The organism is Streptomyces sp. NPDC048442 (genome assembly GCF_040651475.1).
Classification (GTDB): Bacteria; Actinomycetota; Actinomycetes; order Streptomycetales; family Streptomycetaceae; genus Streptomyces.
The window spans coordinates 107,887-127,936 of sequence record NZ_JBEZKB010000008.1 but is presented as its reverse complement, the minus strand read 5'-3'; the positions used below and the strand labels follow the sequence as shown (position 1 = coordinate 127,936).

The window sequence follows — 20,050 nt, the reverse complement described above, 5'->3', positions numbered from 1 at the left end:
CGGCCCCGCTGCCCAAGAGGGCTAGGGAGCGGAGGGTCGAGGGGCGGCCCGGCTGCGCGAGGAGGATCGGGGCTAAGTGGCAATCTTTTAGGGGCGCGGGGAACTGCGCGATCAGCCACGACGCACCCGCACATCAGAACCCCCAGCCCCAGAGCCCCACCCCCGCCCCCACCCCCACCTAGTCCTCCGGCGGCGGCTCCATCCCCCACTCCCCCTCCGGCTCCGCATCCCAGTCCCACTCAGGCTCCGAAGAAGCCCTCCCCCGATCCGGCCCGGAAGCCGAAACCGGAACCGGAGCGGGAGCCGGCACGCGAGCCGGCACGGAAACCGAAGCCGGCACGGAAGCCGGCGCCCCCACACCCCCCACCCCCGCCAGGACCCCCAGCACGCCCTCCCCATACGTAGCCAGCTTCTTCTCCCCCAGCCCCCCAATCGCTCCCAGCTCCGCCATCGACCCCGGCCGCACCGTGGCGATCTCCTGCAACGTCGCATTGTGGAAGATCACGTACGGCGGCACCCCCTGCTCCTTCGCGAGCGCGGTCCGCCAGGCCCGCAGCGCCTCGAAGACCGGTGCCGCCTCCGTCGGCAGATCCGCCACGGCGGCCGCCGCCTTCGCCTTCCGCTCACCCCGCTCGGCCCGCGCCACAGCGACCCGCTTGGGCTCCTTCCGCAGCCGGACCTCGCGCTCGCCGCCCAGTACCGTCCCGCTCGCGTCGGTCAGTACCAGCGTCCCGTACTCACCCTCCACCGCCAGCAGCCCCTGCGCCAGCAACTGCCGCACCACGCCCCGCCATTCGGCCTCGGCGAAGTCCTGCCCGATGCCGAAAACGGACAGCTGGTCATGGTCGAACTGAATGACCTTCGCGGACTTCTTGCCGAGCAGGATGTCGATGATCTGGCCCGCCCCGAACTTCTGCCTGCGCTCCCGCTTCAGCCGCCACACCGTCGACAGCACCTTCTGCGCGTGCACCGTTCCGTCGATGGTCTCCGGCGGGTTGAGGCAGCAGTCGCAGTTGCCGCACTTCTCGGGCGCACCCTCCTGCCCGAAGTACGCGAGGAGCTGGCCGCGCCGGCAGTCGGCCGTCTCGCAGAGCGCCAGCATCGCGTCCAGGTGGGCGGCGGCCCGCCGCCGGAAGGCCTCGTCGCCGTCCCCGCTCTGGATCATCTTCCGCTGCTGCACGACGTCCTGGAGTCCGTACGCCATCCAGGCCGTGGACGGTGCCCCGTCACGCCCGGCACGCCCGGTCTCCTGGTAGTAGCCCTCCACGGACTTCGGCAGATCCAGGTGGGCGACGAACCGCACGTCCGGCTTGTCGATGCCCATGCCGAAGGCGATGGTCGCCACGACGACCAGGCCCTCCTCGCGCAGGAACCGCGCCTGGTTGCGCGCCCGCGTCCCTCCGTCGAGCCCCGCGTGGTAGGGCACGGCCTCGATGCCCTGCTTGCACAGGAACTCCGCGGTGGCGTCCACCGACTTCCGCGACAGGCAGTAGACGATGCCCGCGTCGCCCGCGTGCTCCTCCTTGAGGAAGGCGAGCAGCTGCTTCTTCGGGTCGATCTTCGGCACGATCCGGTACTGGATGTTCGGCCGGTCGAAGCTGGCGACGAAGTGCCGGGCGTCCGGCATGCCGAGCCGCTCGGTGATCTCCTTGTGCGTGGCGGCCGTGGCCGTCGCGGTCAGGGCGATCCGGGGCACGTCGGGCCAGCGCTCGCCCAGTACGGACAGGGCCAGGTAATCCGGCCGGAAATCGTGCCCCCACGAAGCCACACAGTGCGCCTCGTCGATCGCGAAGACCGAGATCTTGCCCCGCGACAGCAGCCCCAGCGTCGAGTCGAGCCGCAGCCGCTCCGGCGCCAGGTACAGCAGGTCGATCTCGCCCGCCAGGAACTCCGCCTCGACCGTCCGCCGCTCGTCGAAGTCCTGCGTGGAGTTCATGAACCCGGCGCGCACACCGAGCGCCCGCAGCGCGTCCACCTGGTCCTGCATCAGCGCGATCAGCGGCGAGATCACCACACCGACACCGGGCCTGACCAGGGACGGGATCTGATAGCAGAGGGACTTTCCGCCACCGGTCGGCATGAGGACGACCGCGTCGCCGCCGCTCACCACCTGCTCGATGATCTCCGCCTGCTCGCCGCGGAAGGCGTCGTACCCGAAGATCCGGTGCAGCGTGCGCAGCGCATCACTCTCCGCGACGCCCGCAACCTTCTCCGTATCGGCTGTACCGACCGTCCCGTCCACGTCCACCATTCCGCTCGTCCCGTCCATCGCGCTGTCCCCCGTATCCGATCTGCACCCTCCCACCACGGTAGGGGTACACACTGACAACCCGGACCAAAACCCGACGCCCGGCACCCCTGGTGAGGGCGCCGGGCGTCGGTCTTTCCGTACGTGTCCAGGGCTAGCGGACGAACGTGCCCGCCTGTCCCGCCAGATCCAGGAAGTACTGCGGGGCGACGCCGAGCACCAGCGTCACCGCCACTCCCACGCCGATCGCGGTCATCGTCAGCGGCGACGGCACGGCGACCGTGGGGCCGTCCGCCTTCGGCTCGCTGAAGAACATCAGCACGATGACCCGGATGTAGAAGAACGCGGCGATCGCCGACGACAGCACACCGACCACGACCAGCACCCCGGCCCCGCCTTCGGCCGCCGCCTTGAAGACCGCGAACTTCCCCGAGAACCCGGAGGTCAGCGGAATGCCCGCGAAGGCGAGCAGGAAGACCGCGAAGACCGCGGCGACCAGCGGCGAGCGCCGGCCGAGCCCCGCCCACTTCGACAGGTGCGTCGCCTCGCCGCCCGCGTCGCGCACCAGCGTGACGACGGCGAAGGCGCCGATCGTGACGAAGGAGTACGCGAGCAGGTAGAAGAGGACGGACGAGATGCCGTCGGGGGTGGCCGCGATGACACCGGCCAGGATGAACCCGCCGTGTGCGATCGAGGAGTACGCGAGCAGCCTCTTGATGTCGGTCTGGGTGATCGCGACGACCGCGCCGCCCAGCATGGTGACGATCGCGATGCCCCACATGACCGGCCGCCAGTCCCAGGTGAGACCCGGCAGTACCACGTACAGCAGCCGCAGCAGGGCGCCGAACGCCGCGACCTTCGTCGCCGCCGCCATGAAGCCGGTGACCGGCGTCGGGGCGCCCTGGTAGACGTCCGGGGTCCACATGTGGAACGGGACCGCGCCGACCTTGAAGAGCAGACCCATCAGGATCATCGCCATGCCGATGAGCAGCAGTGCGTCGTTGCCCATGGTGTCGGCGAGCGCCGGGTCGATCTGCTGGACGGTGCCGTCCACGATGTCGGCGATCTTCGCGTACGAGACCGAGCCCGCGTAGCCGTAGAGCAGGGCGATGCCGAACAGCAGGAACGCCGAGGAGAACGCGCCGAGCAGGAAGTACTTCACGGCAGCCTCCTGTGACATCAGCCGCTTGCGGCGGGCGACGGCGCACAGGAGGTAGAGCGGCAGCGAGAAGACTTCGAGCGCGATGAACAGGGTCAGCAGGTCGTTGGCCGCCGGGAAGGCGAGCAGCCCCGCCACCGCGAACATCACCAGCGGGAAGACCTCGGTGGTGGTGAACCCGGCCTTGACCGCGGCCTTTTCGGCATCGCTGCCGGGTACGGCCGCGGCGTCCGCCGCGAAGGAGTCGATCCGGTTTCCGTGTGCCTCCGGGTCGAGCCGTCGCTCGGCGAAGGTGAAGACGGCGACCAGTGAGGCCAGCAGGATGGTGCCCTGGAGGAACAGTGCCGGGCCGTCGACCGCGATCGCGCCCTCGGCCGCGATGTGCGCCTCGGTGGTGCCGTACCCGCTCGCTGCGAGCCCGACGATCGCGGCGAAGGCCGCCGCGATCGCGACCACCGCGATGAACAACTGGACGTAATATCGCCCTTTTCGGGGCACGAAGGCTTCCGCCAGGACACCGAGGACGGCGGCGCCGACGACGATGAGGATCGGCGACAGCTGCGCGTACTCGATGGTCGGCGCCTCGAAGGTCGACCCCGGGGTGCCAGGAGGAGTCGCCGCCGCCAGATTCGTCCACAGGCTGTGGACAGTTGGTGCGCTCACTTCGCGGCCTCCACTTCAGGCTTGGGGTCCTGCTTGTTCACGTCGTGCATGGTGTGGGTGACCGCCGGGTTGACGATGTCGGTCAGCGGCTTCGGGTAGACGCCGAGTCCGATCAGCATCACGATCAGCGGAACGACCACCGCCAGTTCCCGTGCCTTGAGGTCCGGCATGCCTGTGACCTCGGCCTTCACCGGGCCGGTCATCGTGCGCTGGTAGAGCACGAGGACGTACAGCGCGGCGAGGACGATGCCGGTGGTGGCGATGATGCCGACCACCGGGTACGCGGCGAACACCCCGACCAGGACCAGGAATTCACTGACGAACGGCGCGAGGCCCGGCAGCGACAGCGTGGCCAGACCGCCGATCAGGAAGGTGCCGGCGAGCACCGGGGCGACCTTCTGCACCCCGCCGTAGTCGGCGATGAGCCGCGAGCCGCGCCGCGAGATCAGGAAGCCCGCGACCAGCATCAGCGCGGCCGTCGAGATCCCGTGGTTGACCATGTAGAGCGTCGCGCCGGACTGGCCCTGGCTGGTCATCGCGAAGATGCCCAGGATGATGAACCCGAAGTGCGAGATCGAGGCGTACGCGACGAGCCTCTTGATGTCGCGCTGGCCGACGGCGAGCAGCGCCCCGTACACGATGCTGATCAGCGCCAGTACGAGGACGACGGGCGTCGCCCACTTGCTGGCCTCCGGGAAGAGCTGGAGGCAGAAGCGGAGCATCGCGAAGGTGCCGACCTTGTCGACGACCGCGGTGATGAGGACGGCGACCGGGGCGGTCGCCTCTCCCATCGCGTTCGGCAGCCAGGTGTGCAGCGGCCACAGTGGGGCCTTCACCGCGAAGGCGAAGAAGAACCCGAGGAACAGCAGCCGTTCGATGTTGGTCGACATCTCCAGGGTGCCGGCCGCGCGCATCTCGGCGATCTCCGAGAGCGAGAACGTCCCGGTGACCGTGTAGAGCCCGATGACGGCGGCCAGCATGAGGAGGCCGCCGACCAGGTTGTAGAGCAGGAACTTGACCGCCGCGTACGACCGTTGGGTGGCCGCCCGCTCGTCCGTGCCCGCGTGTGCCCGGTCCCCGAAGCCGCCGATGAGGAAGTACATCGGGATGAGCATGGCTTCGAAGAAGATGTAGAAGAGGAAGACGTCGGTGGCCTCGAAGGAGATGATCACCATCGCTTCGACCATCAGGATCAGCGCGAAGAAGCCCTGGGTGGGGCGCCAGCGCTTCGACTTCGTTTCGAGCGGATCGGCGTCGTTCCAGCCGGCGACGATCACGAACGGGATCAGCAGCGCGGTCAGCGCGACCAGCGCCACTCCGATGCCGTCGACGCCCAGTTCGTAACGGACTCCGAAGTCCTTGATCCAGGCGTGCGACTCGGTCAGTTGGTACCGGTCGCCGCCCGGATCGAACCGTACGAGGACGATCGCGGCCAGCACCAGGGTGCCGAGCGAGACCAGCAGCGCGAGCCACTTGGCGGCCGTGCGACGGGCGGCGGGCACGGCGGCGGTGAGGATGGCACCGGCCGCCGGGAGGACCGCCACCGCGGTGAGCAGGGGAAAGGACATCGTGATCAGACCGCCCTCATCAGCAGGGTCGCGGCGATGAGGATCGCCGTACCGCCGAACATCGAGACCGCGTACGAGCGGGCGTAGCCGTTCTGGAGCTTGCGCAGCCGGCCCGAGAGGCCGCCGACCGAGGCGGCGGTGCCGTTGACCACGCCGTCGACCACGCTGTGGTCGAGGTAGACGAGCGAGCGGGTGAGATGCTCGCCGCCGCGGACCAGGACCACGTGGTTGAAGTCGTCCTGGAGGAGGTCGCGGCGGGCGGCCCTGGTGAGCAGCGAGCCGCGCGGGGCGACCACCGGGACGGCCTTGCGGCCGTACTGGAAGTACGCGCCGACCACACCGAGCAGCAGGACCGCGATGGTCGCGCCGGTGATGACCGGGACGCTGATCGGCGGGTGCGGATGCTCGAACTTGGTCACCGGCTCCAGCCAGTTGACGAACCTGTCGCCGATGCTGAAGAACCCACCGGCGAAGACCGACCCGAAGGCGAGCACGATCATGGGGATCGTCATCGACCTGGGCGACTCGTGCGGATGCGGCGCGTTGCCCTCCGCGTCCGGCTGCCAGCGCTTCTCGCCGAAGAAGGTCATCAGCATCACGCGCGTCATGTAGAACGCGGTGAGCCCGGCGCCGAGCAGGGTGGCTCCGCCGAGGATCCAGCCCTGGACGCCGCCCGCGGCGAACGCCGCCTCGATGATCTTGTCCTTGGAGAAGAAGCCGGACAGGCCGGGGAAGCCGATGATCGCGAGGTAGCCGAGGCCGAAGGTGATGAAGGTGACCGGCATGTACTTGCGCAGGCCGCCGTACTTCCGCATGTCGACCTCGTCGTTCATGCCGTGCATGACGGATCCGGCGCCGAGGAAGAGGCCCGCCTTGAAGAAGCCGTGCGTCACCAGGTGCATGATCGCGAAGGCGTAGCCGATCGGGCCGAGTCCGGCCGCGAGGATCATGTAGCCGATCTGCGACATCGTCGATCCGGCGAGCGCCTTCTTGATGTCGTCCTTGGCGCAACCGACGATCGCTCCGAAGAGCAGCGTGACCGCTCCGACGACGGTGACCACCAGTTGGGCGTCGGGCGCGGCATCAAAGATGGCACCGGACCTGACGATCAGATACACGCCCGCGGTCACCATGGTCGCCGCGTGGATGAGGGCCGAGACCGGGGTCGGGCCCTCCATCGCGTCACCGAGCCAGGACTGCAGCGGCACCTGCGCCGACTTGCCGCACGCCGCGAGCAGCAGCATCAGGCCGATCGCGGTGAGCTTGCCCTCGCTCGCGCCTTCCGTCGCCCCCAGGACCGGCCCGAAGGCGAAGGTCCCGAAGGTGGTGAACATCAGCATGATCGCGATGGACAGACCGATGTCGCCGACGCGGTTGACGAGGAACGCCTTCTTGGCCGCCGTCGCCGCACTCGGCTTGTGCTGCCAGAACCCGATGAGCAGGTACGAGGCGAGGCCGACGCCCTCCCAGCCGAAGTACAGCAGGAGGTAGTTGTCGGCGACGACGAGCAGGAGCATCGCCGCGAGGAAGAGGTTCAGGTAGCCGAAGAAGCGCCGGCGGCGCTCGTCGTGCTCCATGTACCCGATCGAGTAGAGGTGGATCAGGGTGCCCACACCGGTGATCAGCAGGACGAAGGTCATCGACAGCTGGTCGAGCTGGAAGGCGATGTCCGCCTGGAAGCCCTCGACCGGGACCCAGCTGAACAGCTTCTGGTGCAGGGCCCGGTCGTCCGCGCCCTTGCCGATCATGTCGAGGAAGAGCACGGCGCCGATGACGAACGATCCGGCGGCGAGCAGGGTGCCCAGCCAGTGTCCGACCTTGTCCAACCGGCGGCCGCCGCACAGCAGTACGGCCGCTCCGAGCAGTGGCGCCGCGACGAGCAGCGCGATCAAGTTCTCCACGATTCTTTACGACCCCTTACAGCTTCATCAGGCTGGCGTCGTCGACCGAGGCCGAGTGGCGGGACCGGAACAGCGACACGATGATCGCCAGGCCGACCACGACCTCGGCGGCGGCGACGACCATCGTGAAGAAGGCGATGATCTGACCGTCGAGATTGCCGTGCATCCGGGAGAACGCGACGAATGCCAGGTTGCAGGCGTTGAGCATCAGCTCGACGCACATGAACACGACGATGGCATTGCGCCGGATCAGCACTCCTGCCGCGCCGATGGTGAACAACAGGGCGGCCAGATAGAGGTAGTTGACCGGATTCACTTGGCTGCCTCCTCTTCTCGCTGCGACGTGTGCGGCTCCGCCTCGTGGCGACCGGCACTCTCAGGGCCGCCGGCGCGGCCGAGGCGCTCCTCGGAGCGCTGCTCCAGGGCCTTGAGGTTGTCCATCGCCTCGGCCGACACGTCGCGGATCTGGCCGCGCTCGCGCAGCGTCTTCATGACGGTCAGCTCGGACGGGGTGCCGTCGGGGAGCAGACCGGCGATGTCCACCGCGTTGTGCCGGGCGTAGACGCCGGGGGCGGGCAGCGGCGGCAGGTGCTTGCCTTCGCGTACGCGCTGCTCGGACAGCTCGCGCTGGGTCTTGGCGCGCTCGGTGCGCTCACGGTTGGTGAGGACCATCGCGCCGACTGTCGCGGTGATCAGCAGGGCGCCGGTGATCTCGAAGGCGAAGACGTACTTGGTGAAGATCAGCTCCGCCAGGCCCTCGACGTTGCCTCCCGCGTTGGCCTTGGCCAGCCCGTTGAACTCCTTCAACCGGGCGTTGCGGATGCCCGCGACGAGCAGGATGCCGAAGCCGAGCCCGCATCCGGCGGCCAGCCAGCGCTGTCCCTTCAGCGTCTCCTTCAGGGAGTCCGCCGCGGTGACGCCGACGAGCATGACCACGAACAGGAAGAGCATCATGATCGCGCCGGTGTAGACGACGATCTGGACGATGCCCAGGAAGTACGCCCCGTTGGCGAGGTAGAAGACCGCCAGGATGATCATGGTTCCGGCGAGGCACAGCGCGCTGTGCACGGCCTTCCTCATCAGGATCGTGCACAGGGCGCCGACGACGGCGACCGTGCCGAGGATCCAGAACTGGAAGGCCTCGCCGGTCGATGCGGCAGCAGCAAGCGTGCTCACGCTCCCACCGTCCTCTTCGACGCGGGCTCGTCCTCACCGAAGGTGGACGCGCCCTCTTGAGGCCGCTCCCCCTTGCTGAGCGCCACCTGTCGCTCGGTCCCGGGCGCGGCCTCGGTGACCAGCCCCCGGTAGTAGTCCTGTTCGTCGGTGCCGGGGAAGATCGAGTGCGGGGACTCGACCATGCCCTCGGTCAGCCCGGCGAGGAGCTGGTCCTTGGTGTAGATGAGGTTCTCGCGGCTGCTGTCGGCCAGTTCGAACTCGTTGGTCATCGTCAGCGCGCGCGTGGGGCACGCCTCGATGCACAGCCCGCACAGGATGCAGCGGGCGTAGTTGATCTGGTAGACGCGGCCGTAGCGCTCGCCCGGGGAGTAGCGCTCCTCCTCGGTGTTGTCCGCGCCCTCCACGTAGATCGCGTCGGCCGGACAGGCCCAGGCGCAGAGCTCGCACCCGATGCACTTCTCCAGGCCGTCCGGGTGCCGGTTGAGCTGGTGCCGGCCGTGGAAGCGCGGCGCCGTCACCTTCGGCGTCTCCGGATACTGCTCGGTCAGCCGCTTCTTGAACATGGCCTTGAAGGTCACGCCGAAGCCGGCCACGGGGTTCTGCCAGGGGGCCCGGGGGTCCTCGCCCCGGGAAGATGCCTCAGACACCGTCAGCCTCCTTTCCGTCACTCTGAGTAACAGTGCTGTCAGTATTGCCGCCGCCACTGACAACGAGCTCCCGCTCCTGCCTGGACCGCCTGCGCGGTACCGGTGGCAGGGTCTGTCCGGGCAGCGGAGGCACCGGGAATCCACCGGCCATCGGGTCGAACGCGGGCGTCTCCTCCGGCTCTTCGGACTTGCTGCGCCGGAAGGCGTCGTACACGAACGACAGCAGCAGCACACCGATGACGGCCCCGGCGACGTACAGCACGATCTGCTGGTACTCGACGTGGGCGTTGCGCAGCGCCCGTACGGTCGCCACCAGCATCAGCCAGACCACCGAGAGCGGGATCAGGACCTTCCAGCCGAGCTTCATCAGCTGGTCGTAGCGCACGCGTGGCAGCGTGCCGCGCAGCCAGATGAAGAAGAACAGCAGCAGCTGCACCTTGAGGACGAACCAGAGCATCGGCCACCAGCCGTGGTTCGCGCCCTCCCAGAACGTGCTGATCGGGTACGGGGCCCGCCAGCCGCCCAGGAAGAGGGTGACCGAGACCGCCGAGACGGTGACCATGTTGACGTACTCGGCCAGCATGAACAGCGCGAACTTGATCGACGAGTACTCGGTGTTGAAGCCGCCGACGAGGTCGCCCTCGGACTCCGGCATGTCGAACGGTGCGCGGTTGGTCTCGCCGACCATCGTCACGATGTAGATGATGAACGACACCGGCAGCAGCAGGATGTACCACCGGTCCGCCTGCGCCTCCACGATCGCCGAGGTCGACATCGACCCGGAGTAGAGGAAGACCGAGGCGAACGCGGCGCCCATCGCGATCTCGTACGAGATCATCTGCGCGCAGGAGCGGAGACCGCCGAGCAGCGGGTACGTGGATCCGGAGGACCAGCCGGCCAGCACGATGCCGTAGATGCCGACCGAGGCGCACGCGAGGACGTAGAGCATCGCGATGGGCAGGTCGGTGAGCTGCATCGAGGTGCGCTGGCCGAAGATCGAGACCTCGTTGCCGGCCGGCCCGAAGGGGATGACCGCGATCGCCATGAAGGCGGGGATCGCGGCGATGATCGGTGCGAGGACGTAGACGACCTTGTCCGCGCGCTTGACGATCACATCCTCTTTGAGCATGAGCTTGATGCCGTCGGCGAGGGACTGGAGCATGCCCCAGGGGCCGTGCCGGTTGGGGCCGATGCGCAGCTGCATCCAGGCGACGACCTTGCGCTCCCACACGATGGAGAAGAGCACGGTGACCATCAGGAACGCGAAGCAGAAGACGGCCTTGATCGCGACGAGCCACCAGGGGTCCGTGCCGAACATGGACAGGTCTTCCGCGGCGAGTGTGTACGTCGTCATGACGTCACCTCCGTCGGAACGCTTGGCAGGATCGTTGCGGGCGCGAGGGTGACCAACTGGCCGGGGCGGGCCCCGGTGTCGGAGAGGACGCCGCCGCCGGTCGAGTTCATCGGCAGCCAGACCACGCGGTCGGGCATCTCGCCGACCTGGAGCGGCAGTTCGACCGTCCCTGCGGGCCCCGTGACGGCGAGTACGTCGCCGTTCTTGACGCCGGTCTCGGCGGCGGTGGCCGCGGAGAGCCGGGCCACCGCCGCGTGCCGGGTGCCCGCGAGGGCCTCGTCGCCGTCCTGGAGGCGGCCCTGGTCGAGCAGCATGCGGTGGCCCGCGAGGACGGCCTCTCCGGCGCCCGCGCGGGGCAGCGGCCGTGAGGTCTCCAGCGGGGCCGACGCGTACGGCCCGTCCCAGGCGCCGAGCCGGTCCAGCTCGCTGCGTACGGCCTTCAGGTCCGGCAGCGCGAAGCTGCCGTGTCCGTCGGCGCCCGCTGCGAGGGCCAACTCGTCGGCCAGCATGTGCAGTACGCGCGCGTCGCTCGGGGCGAGCCGGCGCGTCATCTGCTCGGGCTTCAGCGCGGCCTCGAACATCCGCGCCCTGCCCTCCCAGTTGAGGAAGGTGCCGGGCTTCTCGGCGACCGCGGCCACCGGGAAGACGACGTCCGCGTGGTCGGTGACCTCGCTGGGCCTCAGCTCCAGCGACACCAGGAAGCGGACCTCGTCCAGCGCCACGCGCGCGCGCGACGGATCCGGCAGGTCGGCGGTCTCCACTCCGGCGACGACCAGGGCGAGGAGTTCGCCGGTCGCGGCCGCCTCGACGATCTGGCCGGTGTCGCGACCGTAGCGGTGCGGCAGTTCGGCGACGCCCCAAGCTGCGGCGACCTCCTCGCGTGCACGGGGGTCGGTCGCGGGGCGGCCGCCCGGCAGCAGCGACGGGATCGCGCCTGCCTCGACGGCGCCGCGCTCTCCTGCCCTGCGCGGGATCCACACCAGCTCGGCGCCGGTCGCGGTAGCCGCCCGTACGGCAGCGGTGAGAGCACCCGGCACACCGGCCAGGCGCTCGCCGACGACGATGACGGCGCCGCTCTCGCGCAGCGCGTCGGCCGCCTTCGCCCCGTCGCCGTCCAGGCCCGCGTGGCCCGCGAGGGCGTCGAGCCATTCGGTCTCGGTGCCGGGGGCGGCGGGGAGCAGGGTGCCGCCCGCCTTCGTCAGACCGCGGGTGGCGTGCGACGCGACAGCAAAGGTGCGCTGGCCGTACTTGCGGTGGGCCTTGCGCAGCCGCAGGAAGACGCCGGGCGCCTCCTCCTCGGACTCGAACCCGGCGAGCAGTACCGCCGGGGCCTTCTCCAGGGTGGTGTACGTCGTCCCGGCCCCGTCGAGGTCCCGGCCGCGTCCGGCGATGCGGGAGGCCAGGAAGTCGGCCTCCTCGCTGCTGTGCACACGGGCCCGGAAGTCGATGTCGTTGGTGTCGAGGGCGACGCGGGCGAACTTGCTGTACGCGTACGCGTCCTCGACCGTCAGCCGGCCACCGGTGAGGACACCGGCACGGCCCCTTGCCGCCGACAACCCCTTTGCTGCCGCGGCGAGCGCCTCGGGCCAGCTGGTGGGCTCCAGTTCACCGGTTTCGGTGTTCCGTACGAGCGGAGTGGTCAGCCGGTCGGGGCGCTGGGCGTAGCGGAAGCCGAAGCGCCCCTTGTCGCACAGCCACTCCTCGTTGACCTCCGGGTCCTCGGCTGCCATCCGCCGCATGACCTTGCCGCGCCGGTGGTCGGTACGGGTCGCACAGCCGCCGGCACAGTGCTCGCAGACGGACGGAGTCGACACCAGGTCGAAGGGCCGGGACCGGAAGCGGTACGCGGCCGAGGTCAGCGCGCCCACCGGGCAGATCTGGATGGTGTTGCCGGAGAAGTACGACTCGAAGGGGTCGCCCTCGCCGATGCCGACCTGCTGGAGCGCGCCGCGCTCGATCAGCTCGATCATCGGGTCGCCCGCCACCTGGTTGGAGAACCGGGTGCAGCGTGCGCAGAGCACGCACCGCTCGCGGTCCAGGAGCACCTGGGTGGAGATCGGGACGGGCTTCTCGTACGTCCGCTTCCTGCCGTCGAAGCGGGAGTCGGCGTCGCCGTGCGACATGGCCTGGTTCTGCAGGGGGCACTCGCCGCCCTTGTCGCAGACCGGGCAGTCCAACGGGTGGTTGATCAGGAGGAGTTCCATCACTCCGCGCTGCGCCTTGTCGGCGACCGGCGAGGTGAGCTGGGACTTCACCACCATGCCGTCGGTGCAGGTGATGGTGCAGGACGCCATCGGCTTGCGCTGGCCCTCGACCTCGACGATGCACTGGCGGCAGGCGCCGGCCGGGTCGAGGAGGGGGTGGTCGCAGAAGCGGGGGATCTCGATGCCGAGGAGTTCGGCGGCTCGGATCACCAGCGTGCCCTTGGGGACGCTGATGTCGATGCCGTCGATCGTGAGCGAAATGAGGCCCTCCGGGGGGACCGCCGCCTCGCCGCCCCCGGAGGGAGCGCTGCTCGTGGTCACTGTCATGCGTTCACCTCCAGGTGCTTGTCGGCCCACAGGGTCGACTTGGCGGGGTCGAAGGGGCAGCCCTTGCCGGTGATGTGCTGCTCGTACTCCTCGCGGAAGTACTTGAGCGAGGAGAAGATCGGCGAGGCCGCTCCGTCTCCCAGCGCGCAGAAGGACTTGCCGTTGATGTTGTCGGCGATGTCGTTGAGCTTGTCGAGGTCGGACATCTGCCCCTTGCCGTCCTCGATGTCACGCAGCAACTGGACGAGCCAGTAGGTGCCTTCGCGGCAGGGTGTGCACTTGCCGCAGGACTCGTGGGCGTAGAACTCGGTCCAGCGGGTCACGGCCCGCACGACGCACGTCGTCTCGTCGAAGCACTGCAGCGCCTTGGTGCCGAGCATGGATCCGGCGGCGCCCACCCCTTCGTAGTCGAGGGGCACGTCGAGGTGCTCCTCGGTGAACATCGGGGTCGATGAGCCGCCCGGGGTCCAGAACTTGAGCCGGTGCCCGGCGCGCATTCCACCGCTCATGTCGAGCAGTTGGCGCAGGGTGATTCCCAACGGGGCCTCGAACTGGCCGGGGTTGGTGACGTGCCCGCTCAGCGAGTACAGCGTGAAGCCCGGGGACTTCTCGCTGCCCATCGAACGGAACCAGTCCTTGCCCCGATTCAGAATTGCGGGAACCGATGCGATCGACTCGACGTTATTGACAACAGTGGGACAGGCATAAAGCCCGGCGACCGCAGGGAAAGGAGGACGCAGCCGGGGCTGGCCACGACGGCCTTCGAGCGAGTCGAGCAGCGCGGTCTCTTCTCCGCAGATGTACGCACCCGCCCCTGCGTGCACGGTGAGTTCGAGATCGAGCCCGCTGCCGAGGATGTTCTTTCCGAGGTAGCCGGCGTCGTACGCCTCCCGCACGGCCTCGTGCAGCCTGCGCAGCACGGGGACGGTCTCTCCGCGCAGATAGATGAACGCGTGATTCGACCGGATCGCGTAACACGCAATGACAATGCCCTCGACGAGGCTATGCGGGTTCGCGAAGAGGAGCGGGATGTCCTTGCAGGTCCCCGGCTCCGATTCGTCGGCGTTGACAACTAGATAGTGCGGCTTTCCGTCGCCCTGCGGAATGAACTGCCACTTCATTCCGGTGGGGAATCCGGCGCCGCCGCGACCGCGCAGACCGGAGTCCTTCACGTACGCGATGAGGTCGTCCGGAGTCATGGCGAGGGCCTTGCGCAGACCCTCGTACCCCTCGTGCCTCCGGTAGGTCTCCAGCGTCCACGACCGGGGGTCGTCCCAGAAGGCGGACAGGACGGGCGAGAGCAGCTTCTCCGGGCTGTCCCCATTGCCGTTGCCCTTGCCGTTGCCGGTCATCTCGGTGGCCAAGGTCATCACTCACCCTCCTCGGAGGCGGGGCCTGCCGGGTGCTGCTCGGGGGCAGAGGCCGGGTCGGAGGCCGAGGTCTGCTGCGGGGCGTCGTGCGAGCTGAGGTGCTCGGAGCCCGGCTGCGGGGAGTCCTGCGACGCCGCCCCGCTGCGGGTCTCGGCACGCGGCGATACGACGCGGGCCTGGCCGGGTGCCTCGCCCTTGGCGAGCTTGAGGCCGATCAGCGAGGCGTGCCCGGCGCCTCCGGATGCCTCGACCGCACCCGGGCGCTCGTCCGGGAAACCGGCCAGGATGCGGGCGGTCTCCTTGTACGTGCAGAGAGGAGCGCCGCGGGTGGGCTCGACGGGGCGGCCGGAGCGGAGGTCGTCGACGAGCTGCTTGGCCGACTCGGGGGTCTGGTTGTCAAAGAACTCCCAGTTGACCATCACCACGGGGGCGTAGTCGCAGGCGGCGTTGCACTCGATGTGTTCGAGGGTGACCTTGCCGTCGCCGGTGGTCTCGTTGTTGCCCACGCCCAGGTACGTCTTGAGCTCGTCGAAGATGGCGTCCCCGCCCATCACCGCGCACAGGGTGTTGGTGCAGACGCCGACCTGGTAGTCGCCGGAGGCCTTGCGCCGGTACATGGTGTAGAAGGTGGCGACGGCGGTGACCTCGGCGGTGGTCAGGTCGAGGACCTCGGCGCAGAACCGGATGCCGGTGCGGGAGACGTACCCCTCCTGCGACTGCACGAGGTGCAGCAGCGGCAGCAGCGCGGAGCGGCTGTCGGGGTAGCGGCCGATCACCTCCTTCGCGTCCGCTTCGAGACGCGCCCTGACCTCGTCCGGGTAGGCGGGGGCGGGCAGTTGGGGCATGCCCAGTGACACATCGGTCATCGGTCGACGCCTCCCATCACGGGGTCGATGGACGCGACGGCGACGATGACGTCGGCGACCTGGCCGCCCTCGCACATCGCCGCCATGGCCTGGAGGTTGGTGAAGGACGGGTCGCGGAAGTGGACCCGGTAGGGGCGGGTGCCGCCGTCGGAGACGACGTGCACGCCGAGTTCGCCCTTGGGGGACTCGACGGCCGCGTAGGCCTGGCCTGCCGGGACCCGGAAGCCCTCGGTGACCAGCTTGAAGTGGTGGATCAGGGCCTCCATGGAGGTGCCCATGATCTTCTTGATGTGGTCGAGCGAGTTGCCGAGACCGTCGGCGCCGATGGCCAGTTGGGCGGGCCAGGCGATCTTCTTGTCCGCGACCATGACGTCACCGGGCTTCTTGAGGCGCTCCAGGCACTGCTCGACGATGTCGAGGGACTGGCGCATCTCTTCGAGCCGGATCAGGAAGCGGCCGTAGGAGTCGCAGGTGTCGGCGGTGGGGACCTCGAAGTCGTACGTCTCGTATCCGCAGTACGGGTCGGTCTTGCGCAGGTCGTGCGGCAGGCCGGCCGAGCGGAGCACGGGCCCGGTGGCGCCCAGCGCCATGCAGCCGGTGAGGTCGAGGTAGCCGACGTCCTGCATGCGGGCCTTGAAGATGGGGTTGCCGGTGGCGAGCTTGTCGTACTCCGGCAGGTTCTTGCGCATGGTCTTCAGGAGCTCGGCGAGCTTGTCCATGGCCCCGGGCGGGAGGTCCTGGGCGAGGCCGCCGGGACGGACGAACGCGTGGTTCATCCGCAGCCCGGTGATCAGCTCGAAGGCGTCCAGGATGAGTTCGCGGTCCCGGAAGCCGTAGATCATGATCGTGGTCGCGCCGAGCTCCATGCCACCGGTGGCGATGCACACCAGGTGGGAGGAGAGCCGGTTCAGCTCCATCAGCATGACGCGGATGATGCTGGCACGGTCGGGGATCTGGTCGGTGATGCCGAGCAGCTTCTCGACGCCCAGGCAGTACGCGGTCTCGTTGAAGAACGGCGTCAGGTAGTCCATGCGCGTGACGAAGGTGGTGCCCTGCGTCCAGTTCCGGAATTCGAGGTTCTTCTCGATGCCGGTGTGGAGGTAGCCGATGCCGCAGCGGGCCTCGGTGACGGTCTCGCCGTCGATCTCCAGGATGAGGCGGAGCACGCCGTGCGTGGACGGGTGCTGGGGGCCCATGTTGACGACGATGCGCTCGTCGTCGGCCTTCGACGCGGCCTGTACGACCTCGTCCCAGTCGCCGCCGGTGACCGTGTAGACGGTGCCTTCGGTGGTCTCGCGGGCCGAGGCGGACGTGGGGGATGAAGAGGGGGTGGTCACGAGTACGACCTCCGCTGGTCCGGAGCCGGGATCTGGGCGCCCTTGTACTCGACGGCGATGCCGCCGAGGGGGTAGTCCTTGCGCTGCGGGAAGCCCTGCCAGTCGTCCGGCATCATGATCCGGGTCAGGGCGGGGTGGCCGTCGAAGACCAGGCCGAAGAAGTCGTACGTCTCGCGCTCGTGCCAGTCGTTGGTCGGGTAGACCGAGACCAGGGACGGGACGTGCGGGTCGGCGTCGGGGGCGCTGACTTCAAGGCGGATCAGCCGGCCGTGGGTGAGCGAGCGCAGGTGGTAGACCGCGTGCAGCTCGCGGCCCTTGTCCTCCAGGAAGTGCACGCCGCTGACGCCGGTGCACAGTTCGAAGCGCAGGGCCGGGTCGTCGCGCAGGGTGCGGGCGACCGTCAGGAGGTGCTCGCGGGCGATGTGGAAGGTGAGTTCGCCGCGGTCGACAACCGTCTTCTCGATGGCGTGCGAGGGAAGCAGGTCCTGCTCCTCCAGGGCGCCTTCGAGTTCGTCGGCGACCTCGTCGAACCAGCCCCCGTAGGGGCGGGACGATTCACCGGGAAAGGTGACGGTACGGACGAGTCCGCCGTACCCGGTCGTGTCGCCGCCGTCGCCGGCGCCGAACATGCCCTTGCGGGTGCGGAGGACCTCAGCGGTGTCCGCGCGCTGGGCGGGGACGCCGTTCGGCGTGCCCTCGTGTTGCTCGCTCACCGGAGCAGCCCCTTCATCTCGATCATGGGGAGCGCCTTCAGGGCTGCTTCCTCCGCCTCGCGGGCCGCTTCCTCCGCGTTGACGCCGAGCTTGGAGCCCTGGATCTTCTGGTGGAGCTTGAGGATCGCGTCGATCAGCATCTCGGGGCGGGGCGGGCAGCCCGGCAGGTAGATGTCGACCGGAACGATGTGGTCGACGCCCTGGACGATCGCGTAGTTGTTGAACATGCCGCCCGAGGAGGCGCAAACCCCCATGGAGATGACCCACTTGGGGCTCGGCATCTGGTCGTAGACCTGTCGCAGTACCGGCGCCATCTTCTGGCTGACCCGGCCGGCCACGATCATCAGGTCGGCCTGCCGCGGTGAACCGCGGAAGACCTCCATGCCGAAGCGGGCCAGGTCGTACCGGCCCGCTCCCGTCGTCATCATCTCGATGGCGCAGCAGGCGAGGCCGAACGTCGCGGGGAAGACGGAGGACTTCCGCACCCAGCCCGCGGCCTGTTCGACCGTCGTCAGCAGAAATCCGCTCGGCAGTTTCTCTTCGAGTCCCATGGGTGATCCCTCAGCCCCTCAGTCCCATTCCAGGCCGCCGCGACGCCATACATACGCGTACGCGACAAAAACGGTGAGCACGAAGAGGAGCATCTCGACGAGCCCGAAAATCCCCAGGGCGTCGAAGGAGACCGCCCAGGGGTAGAGGAAGACGATCTCGATGTCGAAGACGATGAACAGCATCGCCGTCAGGTAGTACTTGATGGGAAAGCGGCCGCCTCCGGCCGGCGTGGGAGTGGGCTCGATGCCGCACTCGTACGCTTCGAGCTTTGCCCGGTTGTAGCGCTTGGGGCCGATAAGCGTGGCCATGACCACGGAGAAGATCGCAAACCCTGCCCCGAGGGCGCCGAGCACAAGGATGGGCGCGTAAGCATTCACCCTCCTCGCTCCTTCCAGTCGTCCTTGACCGTTGGACCGCGCCGGGCTCGAACTTGCCCCGTCGCGGGGGGCCGGTGCGCCTCGCCGCGGAAGAACCGTATGAAGATCGCGGATATGTGAGGCAGTTCACAAGCCTGACTGCCCCGCATCCTATGCCTGCCGGTCTGTGATCTGCGACACGGGGTACGACAACGCCTTTGTGATCTCCACCACCTGACGAAGGATCATGAACACGGATGCACGGTGATCTACGTACCGGAAGCACGCAAGTGATCACCTGACGTGACATTCAGTGGTGTTACCGCTGGTCGGAGACGTGGTGCTCTATCAAGAGAGGGCGCCTACAGGCAAATTGGAGATGGACGGGCGCTGGTGATAGTGCCTTCGCGCCCGCTCTCGGGAGGGGGTCCGGAGGGACGGGTGGACTCGTGCGCGCGTTCACGAGCGGACAAGTCGGCGAAGCGCGCCTCTATTGTGACCTGCGTCACTCCTAAGAGGTCGTCAGAAAAGCGGGCTTGGCCATGCGTGTGAACGGATGGTAGGCGTCAGGGCAATTCGGGCGTATCGCGGAAAACCCATGATCACAGGGTTGGACGGTCGTGCCCGTTTTGCCCTTTACGGCGTCAATAAGGGTGCGCGGACGCGGAATTCGGGCCGCAGGATGGCAACTGTGGCGGAGACCACGTTTCTTGATGCAGACTCGTTACCTCTGATAGCGGTTGTTCTCATGTCCCACACCGCTCACATACCCAGCCACCGGAAGCCCCGCCGCAGCGCCTCGAAGATGGCGCTCCGTGCCGGAGTTGCCGGTGGCGTCCTCAGCACCATCGCGGTGGCTGGTGCGGCTGCTCCGGCGAACGCGGAGCCGGTGCACGAGACCGTCGAGATGCCCCTGCTGACGACCACCGCCGCTTCCACGCCCGCCAAGTCCGCCGCCACGGTCAACACCGCTGTCGAGGCGACGCAGCAGATCGCCTTCGAGTACGACCGCCAGGCCCGCCAGGACGCCGCGGCCGAGACCGCCATGAAGGACGCCAAGAAGGCCAAGGCCGAGGCGGACCGCAAGGCGGAGGCCGAGAAGAAGGCCGCCGAGGCCGCTCGTAAGAAGGCCGAGGAGAAGGCCGAGCAGGAGCGCGCCTCGCGTTCCTCCGAGCGCACCTCGCTCACCTCGTACTCGGGTTCCTCGTCCTCGTCCGAGGGTTCCGGCAGCTCGGCTTCCTCGTCGTCGGCCACCGGCAGCGCCGCTTCCGTCATCGCGTTCGCGCGGGCGCAGGTCGGCGACGCGTACGTACTGGGCAGCACCGGTCCCAACGCGTGGGACTGCTCCAGCCTCATGCAGGCCGCGTTCGGCTCCATCGGTGTCGACCTGCCGCGCGTCTCGCAGAGCCAGTCCACCATGGGCACGCAGGTCGGTCTCGACAACCTCCAGCCGGGCGACATCCTCTACTGGGGCAGCGCGGGCAGCGCCTACCACGTGGGCATCTACGTGGGCGGCGGCAACTTCGTCGGAGCGCAGAACTCCGGCACCGGTGTGGTGGAGCGTCCGCTCTCGTACGACCCGCCGACCGGCGCCGTGCGCGTTCTCTGA

At 68.6% G+C, this 20,050-nt stretch carries 16 protein-coding genes; 1 reads left to right on the top strand and 15 read right to left on the bottom strand.

Features of this window, described 5'->3' with window-relative positions:
• Positions 1-178: 178 nt before the first annotated feature.
• From recQ to AB0D18_RS14795, 15 genes are all read right to left on the bottom strand, one after another.
• The gene (recQ, locus tag AB0D18_RS14865) at positions 179-2,251 is read right to left on the bottom strand and encodes a DNA helicase RecQ (protein WP_362417564.1); all 2,073 of its coding nucleotides are present in this window, start codon (positions 2,249-2,251) and stop codon (positions 179-181) included.
• Between the two features lie 151 nt (positions 2,252-2,402).
• Complete coding sequence (gene nuoN / locus AB0D18_RS14860) at positions 2,403-4,070, bottom strand: NADH-quinone oxidoreductase subunit NuoN (protein WP_362417066.1); 1,668 nt, start codon at positions 4,068-4,070, stop codon at positions 2,403-2,405.
• Positions 4,067-5,638 carry an NADH-quinone oxidoreductase subunit M gene (locus AB0D18_RS14855; RefSeq protein WP_362417063.1) on the bottom strand — a complete coding sequence of 524 codons (1,572 nt, stop codon included), beginning with the start codon at positions 5,636-5,638 and terminating at the stop codon, positions 4,067-4,069. The genes nuoN and AB0D18_RS14855 overlap by 4 nt, the downstream gene beginning before the upstream one ends.
• Positions 5,639-5,643: 5 nt before the next feature.
• Positions 5,644-7,539 (bottom strand): NADH-quinone oxidoreductase subunit L, encoded by a 1,896-nt coding sequence (nuoL, locus tag AB0D18_RS14850; RefSeq protein WP_362417060.1) that lies wholly within the window; start codon positions 7,537-7,539, stop codon positions 5,644-5,646.
• Positions 7,540-7,555: 16 nt separating this feature from the next.
• Complete coding sequence (nuoK, locus tag AB0D18_RS14845; RefSeq protein ID WP_069927518.1) at positions 7,556-7,855, bottom strand: NADH-quinone oxidoreductase subunit NuoK; 300 nt, start codon at positions 7,853-7,855, stop codon at positions 7,556-7,558.
• Positions 7,852-8,715, bottom strand: a complete 864-nt coding sequence (locus AB0D18_RS14840) for an NADH-quinone oxidoreductase subunit J (protein ID WP_362417057.1) — start codon at positions 8,713-8,715, stop codon at positions 7,852-7,854. The genes nuoK and AB0D18_RS14840 overlap by 4 nt, the downstream gene beginning before the upstream one ends.
• A complete protein-coding gene (gene nuoI / locus AB0D18_RS14835) occupies positions 8,712-9,362 on the bottom strand; it encodes an NADH-quinone oxidoreductase subunit NuoI (protein ID WP_362417054.1) in 651 nt (216 codons plus the stop codon). The genes AB0D18_RS14840 and nuoI overlap by 4 nt, the downstream gene beginning before the upstream one ends.
• Entirely contained in the window at positions 9,355-10,716 is a 1,362-nt protein-coding gene (gene nuoH, locus AB0D18_RS14830; protein WP_362417051.1) for an NADH-quinone oxidoreductase subunit NuoH, read from the bottom strand. Before nuoH ends, nuoI begins: the two co-directional genes overlap by 8 nt.
• Positions 10,713-13,247, bottom strand: coding sequence for an NADH-quinone oxidoreductase subunit G (locus tag AB0D18_RS14825; protein ID WP_362417048.1), 2,535 nt, complete (start codon positions 13,245-13,247; stop codon positions 10,713-10,715). The genes nuoH and AB0D18_RS14825 overlap by 4 nt, the downstream gene beginning before the upstream one ends.
• A complete protein-coding gene (gene nuoF, locus AB0D18_RS14820) occupies positions 13,244-14,617 on the bottom strand; it encodes an NADH-quinone oxidoreductase subunit NuoF (RefSeq protein WP_362417045.1) in 1,374 nt (457 codons plus the stop codon). Before nuoF ends, AB0D18_RS14825 begins: the two co-directional genes overlap by 4 nt.
• Positions 14,617-15,462, bottom strand: coding sequence for an NADH-quinone oxidoreductase subunit NuoE (gene nuoE / locus AB0D18_RS14815; protein ID WP_362417561.1), 846 nt, complete (start codon positions 15,460-15,462; stop codon positions 14,617-14,619). Before nuoE ends, nuoF begins: the two co-directional genes overlap by 1 nt.
• Positions 15,463-15,479: 17 nt before the next feature.
• Positions 15,480-16,820 (bottom strand): NADH-quinone oxidoreductase subunit D, encoded by a 1,341-nt coding sequence (locus AB0D18_RS14810; RefSeq protein WP_362417042.1) that lies wholly within the window; start codon positions 16,818-16,820, stop codon positions 15,480-15,482.
• Positions 16,817-17,533, bottom strand: a complete 717-nt coding sequence (locus tag AB0D18_RS14805; RefSeq protein ID WP_362417039.1) for an NADH-quinone oxidoreductase subunit C — start codon at positions 17,531-17,533, stop codon at positions 16,817-16,819. Before AB0D18_RS14805 ends, AB0D18_RS14810 begins: the two co-directional genes overlap by 4 nt.
• A complete protein-coding gene (locus tag AB0D18_RS14800) occupies positions 17,530-18,084 on the bottom strand; it encodes an NADH-quinone oxidoreductase subunit B family protein (RefSeq protein ID WP_362417036.1) in 555 nt (184 codons plus the stop codon). The genes AB0D18_RS14805 and AB0D18_RS14800 overlap by 4 nt, the downstream gene beginning before the upstream one ends.
• An 18-nt stretch (positions 18,085-18,102) precedes the next feature.
• Entirely contained in the window at positions 18,103-18,462 is a 360-nt protein-coding gene (locus AB0D18_RS14795; RefSeq protein WP_003967084.1) for an NADH-quinone oxidoreductase subunit A, read from the bottom strand.
• Positions 18,463-19,189: 727 nt separating this feature from the next.
• On the opposite strand from AB0D18_RS14795, the gene AB0D18_RS14790 reads away from it, so the two are divergent.
• Positions 19,190-20,050, top strand: a complete 861-nt coding sequence (locus tag AB0D18_RS14790) for a C40 family peptidase (RefSeq protein ID WP_362417033.1) — start codon at positions 19,190-19,192, stop codon at positions 20,048-20,050.

Coding starts and splice junctions, on each gene's coding strand:
- recQ (WP_362417564.1), bottom strand. CDS start 2,251: ATGGTGGACGTGGACGGGACGGTCGGTACAGCCGATACGGAGAAGGTT.
- AB0D18_RS14855 (WP_362417063.1), bottom strand. CDS start 5,638: ATGTCCTTTCCCCTGCTCACCGCGGTGGCGGTCCTCCCGGCGGCCGGT.
- nuoH (WP_362417051.1), bottom strand. CDS start 10,716: ATGACGACGTACACACTCGCCGCGGAAGACCTGTCCATGTTCGGCACG.
- AB0D18_RS14825 (WP_362417048.1), bottom strand. CDS start 13,247: ATGACAGTGACCACGAGCAGCGCTCCCTCCGGGGGCGGCGAGGCGGCG.
- nuoF (WP_362417045.1), bottom strand. CDS start 14,617: ATGACCTTGGCCACCGAGATGACCGGCAACGGCAAGGGCAACGGCAAT.
- nuoE (WP_362417561.1), bottom strand. CDS start 15,462: ATGCCCCAACTGCCCGCCCCCGCCTACCCGGACGAGGTCAGGGCGCGT.
- AB0D18_RS14800 (WP_362417036.1), bottom strand. CDS start 18,084: ATGGGACTCGAAGAGAAACTGCCGAGCGGATTTCTGCTGACGACGGTC.
- AB0D18_RS14790 (WP_362417033.1), top strand. CDS start 19,190: ATGTCCCACACCGCTCACATACCCAGCCACCGGAAGCCCCGCCGCAGC.